This window comes from Methylobacterium sp. CCH7-A2 (assembly GCF_001557075.1).
In the GTDB taxonomy this organism is placed as follows: Bacteria; Pseudomonadota; Alphaproteobacteria; order Rhizobiales; family Beijerinckiaceae; genus Allobosea; species Allobosea massiliensis.
On sequence record NZ_LSKN01000039.1, the window covers coordinates 25,445 to 40,947 of the forward strand.

Annotated in this window: 18 protein-coding genes; 4 read left to right on the forward strand and 14 right to left on the reverse strand. The window is 68.6% G+C overall.

What is annotated here, in order from left to right; genetic code table 11:
* Window positions 1-158 precede the first annotated feature (158 nt).
* The 5 genes from AX750_RS03500 to ykgO form a co-directional block, all read right to left on the reverse strand.
* Window positions 159-2,114: a sodium:solute symporter family protein gene (locus AX750_RS03500; RefSeq protein ID WP_066717580.1), complete on the reverse strand. Its 1,956-nt coding sequence runs from the start codon at window positions 2,112-2,114 to the stop codon at window positions 159-161.
* Between the two features lie 14 nt (window positions 2,115-2,128).
* Window positions 2,129-2,389 carry a DUF4212 domain-containing protein gene (locus AX750_RS03505; protein ID WP_066717584.1) on the reverse strand — a complete coding sequence of 87 codons (261 nt, stop codon included), beginning with the start codon at window positions 2,387-2,389 and terminating at the stop codon, window positions 2,129-2,131.
* 151 nt (window positions 2,390-2,540) lie between these two features.
* Window positions 2,541-3,557 carry an alpha/beta hydrolase gene (locus AX750_RS03510; protein WP_066717586.1) on the reverse strand — a complete coding sequence of 339 codons (1,017 nt, stop codon included), beginning with the start codon at window positions 3,555-3,557 and terminating at the stop codon, window positions 2,541-2,543.
* A gap of 25 nt (window positions 3,558-3,582) precedes the next feature.
* Window positions 3,583-4,248, reverse strand: a complete 666-nt coding sequence (locus AX750_RS03515; RefSeq protein ID WP_066717588.1) for a tetratricopeptide repeat protein — start codon at window positions 4,246-4,248, stop codon at window positions 3,583-3,585.
* Between the two features lie 141 nt (window positions 4,249-4,389).
* On the reverse strand, window positions 4,390-4,515 hold the full coding sequence (ykgO, locus tag AX750_RS03520; protein ID WP_038363015.1) for a type B 50S ribosomal protein L36: 126 nt from the start codon (window positions 4,513-4,515) through the stop codon (window positions 4,390-4,392).
* 291 nt (window positions 4,516-4,806) lie between these two features.
* Between ykgO and AX750_RS03530 the strand changes: the two genes are divergently transcribed.
* Complete coding sequence (locus AX750_RS03530) at window positions 4,807-5,016, forward strand: hypothetical protein (RefSeq protein ID WP_066717591.1); 210 nt, start codon at window positions 4,807-4,809, stop codon at window positions 5,014-5,016.
* 18 nt (window positions 5,017-5,034) lie between these two features.
* Here AX750_RS03530 and obgE read toward each other — a convergent pair whose 3' ends face one another.
* Both obgE and AX750_RS03540 read right to left on the reverse strand, forming a co-directional pair.
* The gene (obgE, locus tag AX750_RS03535; protein WP_066717592.1) at window positions 5,035-6,078 is read right to left on the reverse strand and encodes a GTPase ObgE; all 1,044 of its coding nucleotides are present in this window, start codon (window positions 6,076-6,078) and stop codon (window positions 5,035-5,037) included.
* Between the two features lie 54 nt (window positions 6,079-6,132).
* Window positions 6,133-6,999 (reverse strand): LysR family transcriptional regulator, encoded by an 867-nt coding sequence (locus AX750_RS03540; protein WP_066717594.1) that lies wholly within the window; start codon window positions 6,997-6,999, stop codon window positions 6,133-6,135.
* A gap of 205 nt (window positions 7,000-7,204) precedes the next feature.
* Here AX750_RS03540 and AX750_RS03545 point away from each other — a divergent pair, with 205 nt between their 5' ends.
* Window positions 7,205-8,092, forward strand: a complete 888-nt coding sequence (locus AX750_RS03545) for a DMT family transporter (RefSeq protein ID WP_197426528.1) — start codon at window positions 7,205-7,207, stop codon at window positions 8,090-8,092.
* 12 nt (window positions 8,093-8,104) lie between these two features.
* Here AX750_RS03545 and AX750_RS03550 read toward each other — a convergent pair whose 3' ends face one another.
* Complete coding sequence (locus AX750_RS03550) at window positions 8,105-8,524, reverse strand: RidA family protein (protein ID WP_066717599.1); 420 nt, start codon at window positions 8,522-8,524, stop codon at window positions 8,105-8,107.
* Window positions 8,525-8,731: 207 nt separating this feature from the next.
* Between AX750_RS03550 and AX750_RS25330 the strand changes: the two genes are divergently transcribed.
* Window positions 8,732-9,430 (forward strand): AprI/Inh family metalloprotease inhibitor, encoded by a 699-nt coding sequence (locus tag AX750_RS25330; RefSeq protein ID WP_245282295.1) that lies wholly within the window; start codon window positions 8,732-8,734, stop codon window positions 9,428-9,430.
* 4 nt (window positions 9,431-9,434) lie between these two features.
* On the opposite strand, the gene AX750_RS03560 is transcribed toward AX750_RS25330, so the two are convergent.
* The 3 genes from AX750_RS03560 to AX750_RS03570 form a co-directional block, all read right to left on the reverse strand.
* Entirely contained in the window at window positions 9,435-10,049 is a 615-nt protein-coding gene (locus AX750_RS03560; RefSeq protein ID WP_066717602.1) for a GNAT family N-acetyltransferase, read from the reverse strand.
* 176 nt (window positions 10,050-10,225) lie between these two features.
* Complete coding sequence (locus AX750_RS03565) at window positions 10,226-10,834, reverse strand: glutathione S-transferase family protein (RefSeq protein ID WP_066717605.1); 609 nt, start codon at window positions 10,832-10,834, stop codon at window positions 10,226-10,228.
* Between the two features lie 79 nt (window positions 10,835-10,913).
* Window positions 10,914-11,897, reverse strand: a complete 984-nt coding sequence (locus tag AX750_RS03570; protein ID WP_082733274.1) for a LysR family transcriptional regulator — start codon at window positions 11,895-11,897, stop codon at window positions 10,914-10,916.
* A gap of 114 nt (window positions 11,898-12,011) precedes the next feature.
* Here AX750_RS03570 and AX750_RS03575 point away from each other — a divergent pair, with 114 nt between their 5' ends.
* Complete coding sequence (locus tag AX750_RS03575) at window positions 12,012-12,617, forward strand: FMN-dependent NADH-azoreductase (RefSeq protein WP_066717607.1); 606 nt, start codon at window positions 12,012-12,014, stop codon at window positions 12,615-12,617.
* A gap of 125 nt (window positions 12,618-12,742) precedes the next feature.
* Here AX750_RS03575 and AX750_RS03580 read toward each other — a convergent pair whose 3' ends face one another.
* The 3 genes from AX750_RS03580 to AX750_RS03590 form a co-directional block, all read right to left on the reverse strand.
* Window positions 12,743-13,039, reverse strand: a complete 297-nt coding sequence (locus tag AX750_RS03580; RefSeq protein WP_066717611.1) for a hypothetical protein — start codon at window positions 13,037-13,039, stop codon at window positions 12,743-12,745.
* A gap of 121 nt (window positions 13,040-13,160) precedes the next feature.
* Window positions 13,161-14,474 (reverse strand): FAD-binding oxidoreductase, encoded by a 1,314-nt coding sequence (locus AX750_RS03585; RefSeq protein WP_066717614.1) that lies wholly within the window; start codon window positions 14,472-14,474, stop codon window positions 13,161-13,163.
* Window positions 14,471-15,361 carry a UbiA family prenyltransferase gene (locus AX750_RS03590; RefSeq protein WP_066717617.1) on the reverse strand — a complete coding sequence of 297 codons (891 nt, stop codon included), beginning with the start codon at window positions 15,359-15,361 and terminating at the stop codon, window positions 14,471-14,473. The genes AX750_RS03585 and AX750_RS03590 overlap by 4 nt, the downstream gene beginning before the upstream one ends.
* Window positions 15,362-15,503 lie beyond the last annotated feature (142 nt).

The following is a 15,503-nucleotide window of genomic DNA, read 5'->3' on the forward strand; positions in this document are numbered from 1 at the left end:
TCAGGATGGGTCCTTGCTGTGTCGAGATCCGTCGAGCCTGTGCCCGACATCGGCTTGTCAGGCAAGCTTCCGCATAGGCCTGCCTCATGAAAAAGGGGGCGGACTGTCGTCCGCCCCCGATCTCTCAGGAGCCGCGGGCAGGCGCCCGCGGCCCGGTCTTATTTCTCGACCATGACCGTATCGCCGCGGGGCTGGCGGATCCGGTCGATGAAGTCCTGAAGCTCCTTCGTCGGCGCCGTGGTGAACTTCGAGACAATGTACATCGTCAGGAAGCCGATCGGCATGCCGAACAGGCCGGCCGAGATGTTGGCGACGTTGAAGTAGCCGACCTTCGAGGCCAGCGGGTGGCTGATCGCCACCCAGCCCTGCTGGAAGATCTGCGGCTGCTCGGCCTTGAGCTTGGCGATGTCGACGAGCGCGGCTCCGGTGACCGGGTTCACGTTCGAGTACATGCCGAGCACGTTGACGCCGAAGCCCGGGAAATAGCGGGTCACGACGAGGTAGACGAGCGTCGTCAGGAAGCCGGCCCAGATGCCTGCCACGGCCGCGGCCGCGGTGGTCTTCTTCGACCAGATGCCCATGACCAGCGCCGGGAAGAGACCGGCCGCCGCCAGCGAGAAGGCCCAGGCCACCATCGCGACGATGTCGGCAGGACGTCCCGAGGCCACCCACGCGGCAACCAGCGCGACGGCGACCAGGATGACGCGGGCGATGATGAGCTTCCTCGCCACCGGCGCGTCCTTGTTGATCATCCGGGCGTAGACGTCGTGCGAGAGCGCGTTGGCGATCGCCAGCAGCAGGCCGTCGGCGGTCGAGAGCGCCGCAGCGAGGCCGCCGGCGGCGACGAGGCCGGAGACGACATAGGGCAGGCCCGCGATCTCGGGCGTGGCGATGACGATCGCGTCCGCCTGGATCGAGAAGTTGGCGAGTTGCAGGATGCCGGTATGCCCGGCGATCTTGCCGCAGGCCGCGGTGATGGTCGCGACATCGACGGCGTTGGTGCCGCAGATTTGGACGAGTCCGATCTTGCCATAGGTGTAGACCCAGCCCGGCAGCTGCGCGAGCGGCTTGCCGATGACGTTCTCGAACACCTCGAGCTTCGCGAAGGCGGCATAGGCCGGCGCCGTGAAGTACAGGATGAAGATGAACAGCAGGGTCCAAGCGACGGAGGAGCGCGCCTCACGCACGGAGGGCGTGGTGAAGTAGCGCATCAGCACGTGGGGCAGCGACGCCGTGCCGACCATCAGGCAGAGCACGAGCGCGAAGAAGTTCAGGGGGTCGTAGCGGGCGAAGGGCACGACATGCGAGGCCGCCGCCGAGACGCCGAGCGCCGCTTCCTTGGTCTGGATCTCGGAAAGAACCTGGCCGTAGGTGAGCTGCGGAATCGGGATGCCGAACTTCTGGGTCGAGAGGATGATCACCGGGATGAGATAGGCGACGATCAGCACGATGTACTGCGCGACCTGCGTCCAGGTGACGGCGCGCATGCCGCCCAGCATCGAGCAGACCAGGATGCCGACGAGGCCGACGAAGACCGCCAGTTCGAAGCTCATGCCCAGCAGGCGTGCGCCGATCAGGCCGGTGCCGACGATCTGCGCCACCACATAGGTGAAGGAGCAGCTCATCAGCACGACGATGCCGGCGATGCGCGCCGCGTTGCCGCCGAAGCGGAACGCCAGGAAGTCCGGCACGGTGTAGCAGCCGAACTTGCGCAGATAGGGCGCGATCAGCGTCGCCACCAGCACATAGCCGCCGGTCCAGCCGAGGATGAAGGCGAGACCGTCATAGCCGAGCAGATAGAGCGTGCCGGCCATGCCGATGAAGGAGGCCGCCGACATCCAGTCCGCCGCCGTGGCCATGCCGTTGTAGAAGGACGGTACCTTGCGGCCGGCGACGTAGTATTCGTCGACCTGCATGGTGCGCGACATGATGCCGATCGCAGCATAGACGCCGATGGTGAAGGCGACGAAGAGATAACCGAGAATGTGGTTGGGGACGCCGGCACGCTCCAGCACGCCGATGAAAACGACAAAGGCGACAAAGCCGCCTGTATAGACACCGTAGATGCGGCCGAGATTCGAGGTGAAGTCGCCCTTCTGAGCTCCTGCAGACATGGATCCGTTCCCCCTCAATCGTCTTCGGCCATGCCGTACTTGCGATCCACCTTGTCCTGGGCCTTGGCGAACCAGAAGAGCTGGAGCACGAATACGATCAGGGAACCCTGGGCCGCCATGTAGAAGCCCATCGGGAAGCCGGCGATCTTCACGCCGTTGAGCACGACGGCGAACATGTGGATGAAGAAGGCAAAAAAGGCCCAGACGCCGAGCATGATATAGGTGAGGCGCTGGGTTTCGGCCCAGTGGGCTTTGACTTTGTCATCTGGTGGCATGGCGTTCCCCCGTTGTGACGCGCGAATACGTCTTCCACCCCGTGCCTGGGAGCGCGGGGCCGGCATCGTTACGTCGGTTTTGTTGACTAGAGCGCCCGGTAACGTGGCGGAAACCAAGGTTTCCGAGAAGGGCGACAAAAGTCTTATACCCTTAGTCGTAAGGGCCTCGGGGAGCTGTCGCGGCCGGCAGGGCCGCCAGGCCGGAACGGGACGTCGAGAGTTCATCGACGGCCGCGGCGACGATCTCCGGCGCCGCATGATGCGGCATGTGCCCGACGCCCGGCAGCAGCACGAAACGCCCCTGCGGCGCCTGCCGCGCGATCGCGGCCGAGTGGATCACCGGCGAGACGATGGCGTCGCTGTCGCCGGTGATGGCGATCACCGGCACCTGCAGGTCGCGGTAGCGCGGCGCCTGGGCGGTGACGAAATCCAGCGTTGCGGCAATGTCCTGGGAGTTGGCGCGGAAGGTCGCCGGGCGCAGCAGCAGCGCGATCTGCGCCGCATCGAGATAGCCGGGCGTGACAGGCCGCGGCGCGAAAACGCTTTCCGCCCCGCCTTCGAGCAGGTTGCTCGCCGCCGGCACGCCGACGAGCCGGGTAAAGAGCGGGCCGATCACCGGCCAGACTGTCAGATGGTGATACCAGGCGATGCCACCGGGCCAAGGATGGGTCACGGCGCCAAGCAGCACAAGGCCGCGCAGGCGATCGGGATGGTCCAGAGCCATCCGTGTCGAGGCGGCGCCGCCGAGGGAATGGGCGACGAGGACGAAGCGTTCCGGCACCACGGCGTCGATGGCGCGCATCAGGGCCTCCGCCTGGCGGGCCGGGTCGGCCATCGTATCGCCGTCGAGCCGGTCGCTCCAGCCATGGCCCGGCCGATCGAAGGCGACGAGACGGTAATGGGCGAGTTCCGGCCCCAGCGTCGCCAGCATGTCGGCATGGCTGGAGGAGGCGCCGTGGATCAGCACGACCGTGCCGCGGGAGGGCCCGTCCGGGCGGCGCTCGCGGTAATGCAGGCGGCCGGAGTCGAAGGAGACGAAGCTGCCGGTCGGCGGGTAGCGGCGGGCTGCCTGGGCGCCGAGCCATTCGGACCAGAGGATCAGGCCGGCGATGGCGAGAACGGCGATGACGAGCAGGGAGCGGATCAGCATGATGCGGATACGCGCCACAGCCCGTCGTGGTTCTGCTGTGGACTCAGGCGTCGCGACCGTCGACTTGGGTCTTGAGCGAATCGACGGCGTTCTTCACCGGCTCGAGCTGCGGATAGATTTCCAGCGCGCGGCGATAGGCGACCATGGCGCGTTTGTCGTCGCCCTGCTGGCGCAGGATCGTGCCCAGCCCCATCATCGCACCGTAATGGCGCGGCTCGCGCTTCAGCGTCTCGCCGATGTCGAGCATGGAGCGGATCGGATCGCCGGCGAGAAAGAGCGCGTTCGCCCGCTGGTTCCAGCCTTCCGCCCAGTCCGGCTCCAGGCTAATCACGCGATCGAGCAGTTCGATCGCCAATTCGAGGCGTTTTTCCTTCATTGCGGTCTGGGCCCGCGTCATCAGCAGGTCGGCTGTCGAGGAGCCGGAGCGCGCCCAGCGGCGCTGGATCAGATTGGCGATACCCTTTGCTTCCTCGGGCGAGGTCGCGGCGGCCAGCCGCTCGAAGAGCTTGTCGAGCGTCGCAGCAGGTGCGCGCGAGGGGCCGGTGGAGGCCGCGGGATTGTCGTCCCGGTCGGAGGGGGCGACAGCACCCGGCCGCTGCGGCGGGGCGGGCTGCTCCGATGGGACCGGTGCCTGGGCATCAGCCAGCGAGGGAGCGGCCACCAGCGCAACGAGAAGGGCGGCGGCCGTAAGCGAGCGCGCGATCATCATCGCGTCAGTCTAGCCGCGGCCACGGGCAGGTCAATTCACGGAGCGGCGACCCGCCAACGCAAAAAGCGGGCGCGCCCGAGGGCGTCCCGCTTTGCGATCTTCGCAGGATGGGCCGAGGGCGGGCGCAAGCCCGCCGAGGCCTCAGCCCTGGCGCGCCTTGAAGCGCTTCTGGACCTTGTTGATGATGTAGACGCGGCCCTTGCGGCGCACGAGCTGGTTGTCGCGGTGACGGGCGCGCAGCGACTTCAGCGAATTGCGGATCTTCATAATCTCAACTCCATCGATCCGCTCTGTCGAGGGGCGAACCGGTCAAAACGGAACCTGCCAAAACAAGATAAGCGACGCGGGCCGAAGCGAGCCCTCATCGACCACGCGAATGGTGCGGCTGATGCGATGCCGGCTGTATACGGATTTTTCGGAGATCGCAAGGGCGGATGGCGAGAGCGGTCAGGAAAAGCGGGGGTCGTTCTCTCGTTTCCCTCACCGTTCACGGTGGAGGGGCGGAACCAAGGTCGTGATCGCCGCGTTCCGGCTCACCATCATCCTGGGGATAGCATCATGAAGATCTCGACCATCGGTATGCTCGCTGCCGCTTCGATCGCGCTCGGCGCCTGCGGCAACACGACGGAACAGCGCATCGGCGGTGCCGCGGCCGGCGCCGGCACGGGTGCCATCGTCGCAGGCCCGGTGGGCGCAGTCGTCGGCGGTGCGGCCGGCGCCATCACCGCACCGGCCGTCGTGCGCGAAACGCGCCGCGCGACGCGCTGAGCCAGACGGCTGGCGGCCTCAGGGGTGCCAGCCGGTTTCCTCGACGGGGGCGTTCTGAGCGTCCTCGTCCTTGCGGGCCTGCTCGACATGGCTGAAGAGCGCGCGCAGCGCCGCTTCCACGCCCTCGCCCGATGCCGATGACAGCACGATCGGCATCCGCTTGGCGGCGCGCTTCAGCCGCGCGACCTGCTCCTTGAGCAGTTCCGGCGAGAGCGCGTCGGCCTTGGACAGCGCCACGATCTCCGGCTTCTCGTCCAACCCTTCGCCATAGAGACTGAGTTCTTTGCGCACGGTCTTGTAGGCCTTGCCGGCATGCTCGCTGGTGCCCTCGACGAGGTGGAGCAGCACGCGGCAGCGCTCGACATGGCCGAGGAAGCGGTCGCCGAGGCCATGGCCCTCATGCGCGCCCTCGATCAGGCCCGGAATATCGGCCAGCACCATCTCGCGCCCATCGACCCGCACCACGCCCAGTCCCGGATGCAGCGTGGTGAAGGGGTAGTCGGCGATCTTGGGCTTGGCGGCGGTCACGGTCGCCAGAAAGGTCGACTTGCCGGCGTTGGGCAGGCCGATCAGTCCGGCATCGGCGATCAGCTTCAGCCGCAGCCAGACCCAGCGCTCCTCGCCAGGCAGGCCGGGATTGGCATGGCGCGGCGCCTGGTTGGTCGATGTCTTGAAATAGGCGTTGCCGAAGCCGCCATTGCCGCCCTTGCACAGGACGAAGCGCTGGCCAGGCTCGGTCAGGTCGGCGATCAGCGTTTCGCCATCCTCGTCGAAGACCTGGGTTCCGGGCGGGACCTTGAGCACCTTGGTCTCGCCATTGGCGCCGTGGCGATCGGCGCCCATGCCGTGGCCGCCGATCTTCGCCTTGAAATGCTGCTGGAAGCGGAAGTCGATCAGGGTGTTCAGGCCCTGCACGCATTCGATCACGATGTCGCCGCCGCGCCCGCCGTCGCCACCATTGGGCCCGCCGAACTCGATGAACTTCTCGCGACGGAAGGAGACGCAGCCGGCGCCGCCATCTCCCGCCTTCACATAGATCTTGGCCTGGTCGAGGAATTTCATGGGCTCTCAGTAGTGTTCGCAGGGGGAAAGGGCAATGCGGCGCCGGCGACAGCCTCACGCTGCGAGCCGCGGTGCCGCCATCTCCTCGCGCAGCGCATCGGCGAAGCGGCGTGCCGCCAGCCCCGGCTGCGGGCCCATGATCAGCCCGACCGAGAGCTCGAACAGCGCCGGCAGGCCCTCGACCGGGCCGAGCCGTCGCGCGGTCGGCGGCACGGCGCTCTCGGTGACGGCGGTGACGCAGAAGCCCGCTTCGACCGCCGAGAGCATGCCCGAGGTGTGCGAGCAGGAGAAGACGAGGCGATGATCCTTGCGGGCCTCGGCCAGCGCCGCGAGCAGGCGCGGGCGGACCCGGCAGCCCTCCGAGAACAGCGCCAGCGGCAGGGGCTCCTGCAGTTCCGGCCGGTGCCCGCGCGCCGCGATCCAGACGACCGGCTCGCGCCTGACAACATCGCCGACAGGGCGTCGCGGGTCCTGCGTCACGACCCCGAGGTCGAACTCGCCGGCCGCGACGGCGGGTTCGATCCGCTTCGAGAGGTCGCAATGGAGTTCCAGCTCGACCCGGGGATGCTCGGCGGCGAAGCGTGCGATCAGCGGCCGCAGGAACGCGTCGACATAGTCGTCCGGAATCCCGATCCGCAGCCGACCCGAGGCGCTGCTGCCGCCGAGATCATCGAGCGCCTCGCGCTGGATGGCCAGCAGGCGCCGCGCATGGGCGAGCAGCCGCTCGCCGGCCGGCGTCGGGACCACGCCGCGGCGCGAGCGTTCGAGCAGCCTGTGGCCGAGCTGGGTCTCGAGATCCTGGATGCGGACCGAAATCGCCGATTGCGTGCGTCCGAGCCGCACGCCCGCTGCGGTGAAGCCGCCGCTCTCGACCACCGCTACCAGCATGTCGAGCGCCGCCAGATCGAAATGCGTGGACATGGCGCGATCTCCGTCGATCGATTTTAAGAATGGTTAAATCAGAATAATCCGTTTTTCCGATGGATAGAAGCGGGGTAGGACGATGATCCATCGAACCGCTCGAACCTCGCGTGATCCCGGATGGAGCGAAGCGGAACTCCGGGATGACGCGAAGGTCGGATCCAAACCTCTCGAAAGCCCACCCATGTCCACCCCGGCGACCGTCATGCCCGCCCCGACCGCGCCAGCGCTTGCGATGTTCGTCGCGCTGCTCACAGGGGCGACCTGCATCGGCTTCTCGGGCGTGTTCGTGCGCTTCGCCGATGTCGGGCCGGCGGCGGCCGGGTTCTGGCGGATGATCTTCGCCCTGCCGGTGCTCGCGCTCTGGACGGGGCTGGAGCGGCGTCGTCCCGGCCAGCCGGCCGCGACCTCCGCCGCGCTGCTGCCGATCGTGCTCGCCGGTCTCGCCTTCGGCGTCGACGTCGTCCTCTACAACGCCGCGCTCGGCTTCACGACGATCGCCAACGCCTCGCTGCTCGGCAATCTCTCGCCGGTCGCGGTGGTGCTGGGCGGCTGGCTGCTCTTCGCCGAGCGTCCGAGCCGGCGCATCCTCGGCGCGCTGGCGCTGGCCATCGGCGGCGCGCTGATGCTGGTGCTGCCCAAATTGACAGCCACTTCGGCGGCTGTGCCCGGCAGCCTGTTCGGCGATAGCCTGGCGGTCGGTGCCGCGCTGTCCTACGCCGCCTACATCATGGCCGTGCGCCGCGCCCGGAATGGGGTCGATGCGGGCCGCATCAGCCTGATCTCCAGCGCGATCTGCGCGGTCTTCTGCCTCGTCGCCGCGCTGGCGCTGGGCGAGGCGATCCTGCCGTCCAGCCTGCAGGGCTGGCTCGCGGTGATCGCGCTCGGCCTCGTTTCCCACGCGCTGGGCCAGGGGCTGATCACGCTCTCGCTCGGCCAGTACGGCGCCAGCGCGGCCTCGCTCGTCATGGTCTGGCCGGCGCTGGTGTCGGTGCTCGCCGCCTGGGCGATCTTCGGCGAGCAGCCCTCTCCCGCGCAGGCCTTCGGGGGCGTCGCGATCCTCGCGGCGGTGCTGATGGTCCGCAAGGGCTGAAAGCGCGCGCCGCTAGAGCGCCGCCGCCAGCACCTCGATCTCGACCTTGAAGGCCGGGAGGGTGAAGCCCGAGACGATCATCAACGTCGAGGCGGGCGGCGGCGTGCCGACATGGGCGTCGCGCGACTCCATGTAGCCCTTCATATGGGCGCGGTCGGTGACATAGGCGTTGAGGCGCACGATGTCGGCCAGCGTCATGCCGGCCTCGGCCAGGATCGCGCCGATGTTCGCGAAGCAGAGATCGGCCTGCGCCCGGGCATCCTCGGGGATCGAGCCATCGCGGGCCATGCCGAGCTGGCCCGAGCAGGCGACGAGCCGATGGCCGGCCGGCACGGCGATGCCGTGGCTGTAGCGCGCGAAGGGCGGCGCGATCGTGGTCGGCAGCAGGGGCCGAAGCGACGCGGCAGGCGCGGGCGAAGGGGGGGACGTCATCCGGTCTCTCCTGTGGCCGCGGGATCCGATCGGGTGACGAACGGGAACCGGAGCGCGCGCGGCGGGTTCGCAAACCAGGTCGGCTGGGCTATGGACGCCCGGCACGATCATACTCATGTGACGTTCACGGGAATGATCTAGGATTCAACCATTTCCTGCGACGCGTTCGCCTGCCTGCACCGCACGATCGATCGGAACCGACGCCTCATGACCAAGAAGACCGCGACCATGGCCATGACCCTCAAGGCCGCCGGACTGCTCCCGCTGTTGGCGCTGACCGCCTGCGCCGGCTCGCAGCGCTTCGTCGGCGGCGCGCCGCAATCCTACGGGCAGCCGAGTCTGCCGCCGGCCCCGGCGATCAGCTCGGCACCGGTGATCTCGGAGCCGCTGCCGCCTCCGGGAGGCTATCCTGTCGCTTCTGCGCCTGCGGTAGGCCAGCCCGGTGCGCTGCCGCCGCCGCAGGACCCCTATTACAGCCCGTCGCCCGCCGCTCCCGGCATGCCGCAGTCGACGCCGACGGCTCCCGCGGCGCCGCAGGCCACGGATGTTCCGACGCTGCGCGGCGGTGGCGGGCAGGTCGCGACGCTCGGCGCCGGCAGCAATGCCGCCCGGCCCGCCGTGACCTCGCGCGACGGGGTGATCGGCAACTGGACGGCGCGCGAGGCCACCGGCGGGTCCTGCCGCGTCCAGCTCTCCAGTGCGCCGGCGCTCGATCTCTATCGCGCCAGCGCTGCCGGCTGCTCCAACCGTGACCTGCAGAAGGTGACGGCCTGGGACTACCGCGATGGCGAGGTCTATCTCTATCAGCAGGGCGGAACAGTGGTGGCGCGGCTGCGCACCAGCGGTGGTGGCGCCATGGACGGCGCCGTCACCAAGTCGGGCGCGGCGCTCTCGCTCAGCCGCTGAGCGGTCAGGCGCCGGCCGAGCGGCCGAACAAGGCCGGCCGCCAGAAGCGCCGCTGAAACGACAGTGCCATCGCGGCGAAGCCGCGGGCCGTGTCGAGCGCCTCGTCGAGGATGGTGAAGGGAGTCGGTCCGCCGGTGGCGATCACGCCCTCGACATCGGCATAGCCGCCGGCGAGATCGGCCTCGAACTTGCGGGCGAGACGGCGCATCGCCGCGTTCTCGGGCAGGCACGTCATGTAGAGCGTGCGGATGCTGCGGTTGCGCGCGGCGGTGATCAGCCGGCCGAAGAGCGTTCCGCCGATGCCGCGCCGACGCCAGTCGCGCTCGACGCTGAAGGCGGCCTCGCCGGTCTGGGCCATGATGTCCTCGAGACCGCGCAGCTCGGCCGCGCCGCGCACCGCGCCATCCTCGATATAGGCATAGACGAGCCCGCCGACGCCGAAGGTGGTGACCGCGTAGTTCTCGAGAAAATCGTCATTCACCGCGGTGCCGAAGCGCTCGCGGCGGGTGACCTCGTCGAGCCGCAGCAGATGGGCCTTGAAGAGGTCGCGTTCCGCGGGCCAGAGCCGACGGACTTCGCCATGGCCGGTCGTGGTGCCGGCCTTGCTGGAACGAGCCAATTGTCATCTCCTGTTGTCAGCGCTGGATGCGCGGGACCGACCAGGAGGCGATTCTTCCCTAACTCGTTTCGGAAGATGCGTCTGTTGCGCCCGATTGCAAGGGGGCGCGAGCGGCCCCGATGCAGCAATTTTCGGCATGATGAACGTCAAGACGCCGATTTGGTCGATCGGGAGCCCTATTCCCGATCGATCGGCCACTGCCTGAAGACGTCGAGGGTCTCGCAGGCGGCGGCCTGCTCCGCCAGCGCCGGCCAGCGCTCGGCCGGAACAACATCGGGGAGCGCGAAGCGGCAATAGCCCCACGCGATCGCCGCGGCGAGGTCGCTCGGCAGCAGTTCCGGGCCGTCGGTCAGCTCGCCCCGGCCCGCCGCTGCATCAAGCTGGTCCAGCGCGGTGTGGAGCTGGGACAGGATGCGCTCCTGCCAGACGGCGTCGCGCCGGTCCTCGGGCCGTCTGTGCTCATATCCCATGGCGACCGCCTTCTCCGCCGCGACGATGCCGATGCCGGTCAGCGAGAGGTCTCGCGTGCGGGCGCTCGCCTCGACCGGGCGCAGCGAGCGGCCGGCGAGATCCTCGAAATGCTGGATGATCAGCAGGGATTCGGCGATTACCGTGCCATCGTCCGCGATCAGGGTCGGTGCCTTGATCAGCGGGTTGATGGTCCGAAACTCGTCCATGTGCCGCAGCACCGAGACCGAGCGGTGCTCGAACTCCAGTCCGAGCAGTGTGCCCGTGACCGCGGCGCGGCGGACATAGGGGCTGTCGAGCATTCCCACGAGCAGCATGGGCGGCCTCCTCAGAATCGGACCCGCAGAGTGCCGGCTCAGCGCCATCGAGCCACGCGAAATCGGGTGATGGGGCCGATCACGCCGGCTGATGGGCCTCCGCCTCATCCTCGAACTCGGGCGTAAAGCCGAGCGTGACGCCGCGCTCGCGCGCCGCGGCCTGGCAGGGGTCCCAGTAGGGCGCGCCGCCGAAGCGCTCGACCAGCAGGTCGATCAGCACGCGGACCTTGCCCGGCACATAGGCTCCTGGCGGCCGCACGACGAAGAGGGCGTGTTCCTGTAGCGGGAACTCCCAGAGCAGCGGCTCCAGCGCGCCGTCGCGAATGGCGTCGCTCGCGATGAAGGTCGGCAACTGCACGATGCCGAGCCCGGCCTTGGCCCACTCCATCAGCGTCTCGCCGCTATCGGAGCGCAAGCGCCCGGCGGGTCGCACCGAGACGCGACGCCGGCCGACCCGGAAGGTCCAATCCGGCTGGCTGGTGCCGGTGTAGAGCAGGCAGTCATGGCCGGCGAGGTCGGCCGGCGTGGCGGGCCGCCCCCGCGCAGCGAGATAGGCCGGGCTCGCCAGGATGACGCCGTGGATCGGCGCGATCCTGCGGGCGATCAGGCTCGAATCCTTCAGCGTGCCGATGCGGATGGCGGCGTCGAAGCGCTCGCCGATCAGGTCGACATAGCGGTCGCTGGCTTCGACATCGAGTTCGAGGCCGGGATGGCGCCGGGCGAGTTCGCCCAGGATCGGCGCGACATGGCGGTTGCCGAAGGTGAGTGGCATCGACAGGCGCAGCCGCCCGACGACCCCGCCTGACTGCTGCGCCACCGCATCCCGGGCCTCGGCCAGATCGGCCAGGATGCGCTCGCCGCGCGCCTTGAATTCGAGCCCCGCCTCGGTGGCGGCAATGCCGCGCGTCGTGCGGCTCAGCAGGCGCGTGCCGAGGTCGGCCTCGAGCCTCGCGATGCGGCGGCTGATGATCGACTTGGACAGGCCGAGCCGCTGCCCGGCACGCCCGAAGCCGCCGCTCTCGACCACGGCGACGAAGCTGCGGATGTCGTCGAGCTCGGACATGAGGGCGTTCCTCGCAATGCAACAGTCTGGTGCGCAGAGCGGGCATTCCGTTGCTGGACGCGTGCCGCTACATCGACGGCATCGAACCCGTTCCCGGTTGCAGGATCAAGCACCATGTCCCATCTTCTCGTCATCAACAGCAGTGCCGCCGGTGCGGCTTCGGTCTCGAAGCAGCTCATCGACGAGACGGTCGCCCGCCTGCGTGCCGCCGACCCGGCGCTGGTCGTGGTCGAGCGCGATCTCGGCGCCAACCCGGTGCCGCATCTCACGATCGATTCCACGGCGGCGATCCGTGGCGCGGAGCCGGCCAACGACGCGCAGCGTGCCGCGAAGGCCCTCTCGGACTCGCTCGTCGCCGAGCTGAAGGCGGCCGACACCCTGATCATCGGCGCACCGATGTATAATTTCGGCATCCCCTCGACGCTGAAATCCTGGTTCGACCATGTGCTGCGGGCCGGCGTGACCTTCAAATATGGCGAGAGCGGCCCGGTCGGCCTGCTCGAAGGCAAGCGCGCCATCGTCGTCGAGAGCCGCGGCGGCCTCTACTCCTCCGGCCCGACCCAGGCGCTGGATTCGCAGGAGCCGCATCTGCGCACGATGCTGGGCTTCATCGGCATCAAGGATGTCACCTTCGTTCGTGCCGAAAAGCTCGGTTATGGACCGGAAGCGCGCGAACAGGCGATCAACGACGCCAAGGCGGAGCTCGCCCGCGTCGCCTGACGCGGCTGCCGCGAGCGCCAAAGAAAAAGGGCTCTCCGGATCACCGGGGAGCCCAAGTCGTATCGGGAGGTCTCGAAACGGTGGAGGCGGCACGCCCGGGGTTCCTGGGCCCCGGGAAGGCCGGATCAGTAGTAGCCGCAGACGCGGCGGTAGCCGACGACCTCGCCATAGCGGTTGATGCGCTCGACCATGTCGCACTGGCGCACCGGGGCGTAGCCGTAGTAGCCGTGAGCATAGGCCGGGCGGGTGGCGGCGGCGACCAGCGCACCGGCGGCGATCGCGCCCACGATGCCGGCGCCGATGGCCGGGCCGCGGCCGTAACCCCAGTAGCGCGGGCGCGCTTCGGCGGACGTGGCGGCGAGCGTGGTGGCGAGGGTCAGCGCGGCGAGGGTGCCGGTCGCGATCATCTTGAAGCGGGTCATCGTCAGGGTCTCCCTGAGGCTTCGGGAGCGAACCATTCGCCCTCCATGCCTCTTGGTCGCGGCCGGTGGCGGGGAGGTTCAAGGCGAGGTCGCATTTTTTCCCGTCGGCGCCGGCGTGATCTCAGCCGGCCGTGACGCGGCGCCAGAAGCTCGACGAGAAACCCGGGTCGACATGGGCGGAGAAGTCGCGCCAATGCGGGAAGGAGGCCGCGAAGGTCGCAGGCGACATCCGCGCATCCTTGTAGGGGTTGACGCGCCCGCCGGCCGCGAGAGTCACGGCATCCAGTTCAGCGAGCAGGCGCTCGGTGCGGGCGCCGCGGTTGGGGAAGTCCAGCGTCAGGGTCGCCCCCGCGATGGGGAAGGACATCATCCCGGGCGAGGGCACGTCGCCGAAGAGCTTCAGTACGGTCAGGAAGGAGGCTTCGCCCGCCGCGAGCGTTCGGCGCAGCATCTCCTCCACGGCCTGCCGGGCGTGTGCCATCGGAATCGCGCACTGGAACTGGCGCAAGCCCCCCGGGCCGTAGGCGCGGTTCCAGTGGGCGACGCGGTCCAGCGGATAGAAGAAGGGGCGGTAGGGAATGCGGCGCGGCTCGGGCGAGCGCGGCTGGGCGGCCCGGTAGAGCCAGTTGAAGGCGCGCAGCGTCAGCCCGTTGATCAAAGGGATCGGCGGCTGGATGGGAAAAGTCAGGCGGCGTGTCGGGCGGGGCTCAGGGTCTTCCGAAGCCGGGGCGTGATTGGCGCGGAAGAAGACGCCGCGGCCGAAATCACGCCCCGATGCGAGCGAATCGATCCAGGCGACGGTGTAGTCATGCGTCGCGTCGGATGCGGCCGCGATGGCGAAGAAGTCGTCGAGCCCGCCGAAGCGGATCGCTTCCTGCCGCATCTGCGCCGAGGCGACCGGCATGAGCTGGAGCGTCACCTGCGTGACGAGCCCGGTGAGCCCCATGCCGCCGATGGTAGCGGCGAAGAGATCCGTGTTGAGGTCGGGCGCACAGGTCAGGCGCTGCCCGTCCGAGCGGACGAGTTCGAAGGCGCGGACATGGCGGCCGAAGGTGCCGGCGCGATGGTGATTCTTGCCGTGGACATCGTTGGCGAGGGCGCCGCCGATGGTGACGAAGCAGGTTCCCGGCGTGACGGGCGGGAACCAGCCGGCCGGCACCACGACGTTCAACAGGTCGTCGAGCAGGACGCCGGCCTCGCAGGTCACGACACCGCTCTCGCGATCGAAGGCGAGGATGCGGTCGAGGCTGCGGGTCAGAATCAGCCGCCCGCCGTCGTTCAGGCAGGAATCGCCATAGGATCGGCCGTTGCCATAGGCGAGCACGGCGCCGTCTTGCGGTGCGGGCTCGGCGATCCAGGCGTCGGGCTGAAGCAGGCGGCTGTCGCGCGCGCGCAGGCCGCCCCAGGAGCCGGGCGCGGGGCGCGGGGCGGTCACGGGAGCAGGGTCGCTGCGATCATGATCACGACGACGGCCGCGCCGGTGACCTGGCTGCGCCAGTCGCGGATCATGAACACCAGCGGATCGTCCGGCACCTGGCCGCGACGGGCGAGGAACCAGATCCGCGCCATCTGGTAGAGAATGATCGGGCAGATCAGCCAGATCAGCTCGGGATGGCGATAGAGTTCCTTGACGGCGGCGCTGTCGACATAAAGCGCCATGATCAGCGCGCAGGTGCAGCCCGAGGCCATGCCGAGCTGCGACAGCGCCTCGATGTCCTCCGCATGATAGCCGCGGCCGGCCTTCTTCAAGCCCGACTGGTCTTGCGTGATGCGCAGCTCGGCATAACGCTTCACCAGAGCCAGGCTGAGGAACAGGAACATCGAAAACGCGAGGAGCCATGAGGAGAGCGGGATGGCGGCTGCGGCGTTGCCGGCGAGAATGCGCAGCGTGTGCAGCGCGGCGAGCCCGAGCACATCGACTAGCAGCTTGCGCTTGAGCACGAAGAGATAGGCCAGCGCCAGGACGAGATAGGCGCCGAGCGCCATCACAAAGAGCTGAGGCCGGGGCAGGAGCCACGACAGCGCGAAAGAGGTGATGACCAGGAGTGGCACGGCTGCATAGGCCTGCGCCTCGCTGATTTCGCCGGCCGCGAGCGGCCGCTTGCATTTGGTGGGGTGGCGCCGGTCGGCCTCGACATCGACGATGTCGTTCAGGAGGTAGATGGCCGAGGCGAGCAGGCTGAAGGCAAGGAACGCGACGGCGCCGTGGCCGAGCGCGGCAACATCGAACACGTCATGGTTCAGGAGGATCGGAACAAAGACCAGCCCGTTCTTGAGCCAGTGATGCGGGCGCATCGCCCTGATCATCTCTTTCGCCGACATGATCTCGTCTTTCCCTCCCACGCGTCGTTACTGCAGCCGGCGGGTCCGAAAGACGGTTCCGGGCGAGCATCAGGCAGCCTTACGCCGTTCTGGCGCCTGCCTTCCTCGCCGATAAATCCTAAACCTCCGTGGATGACTGTGA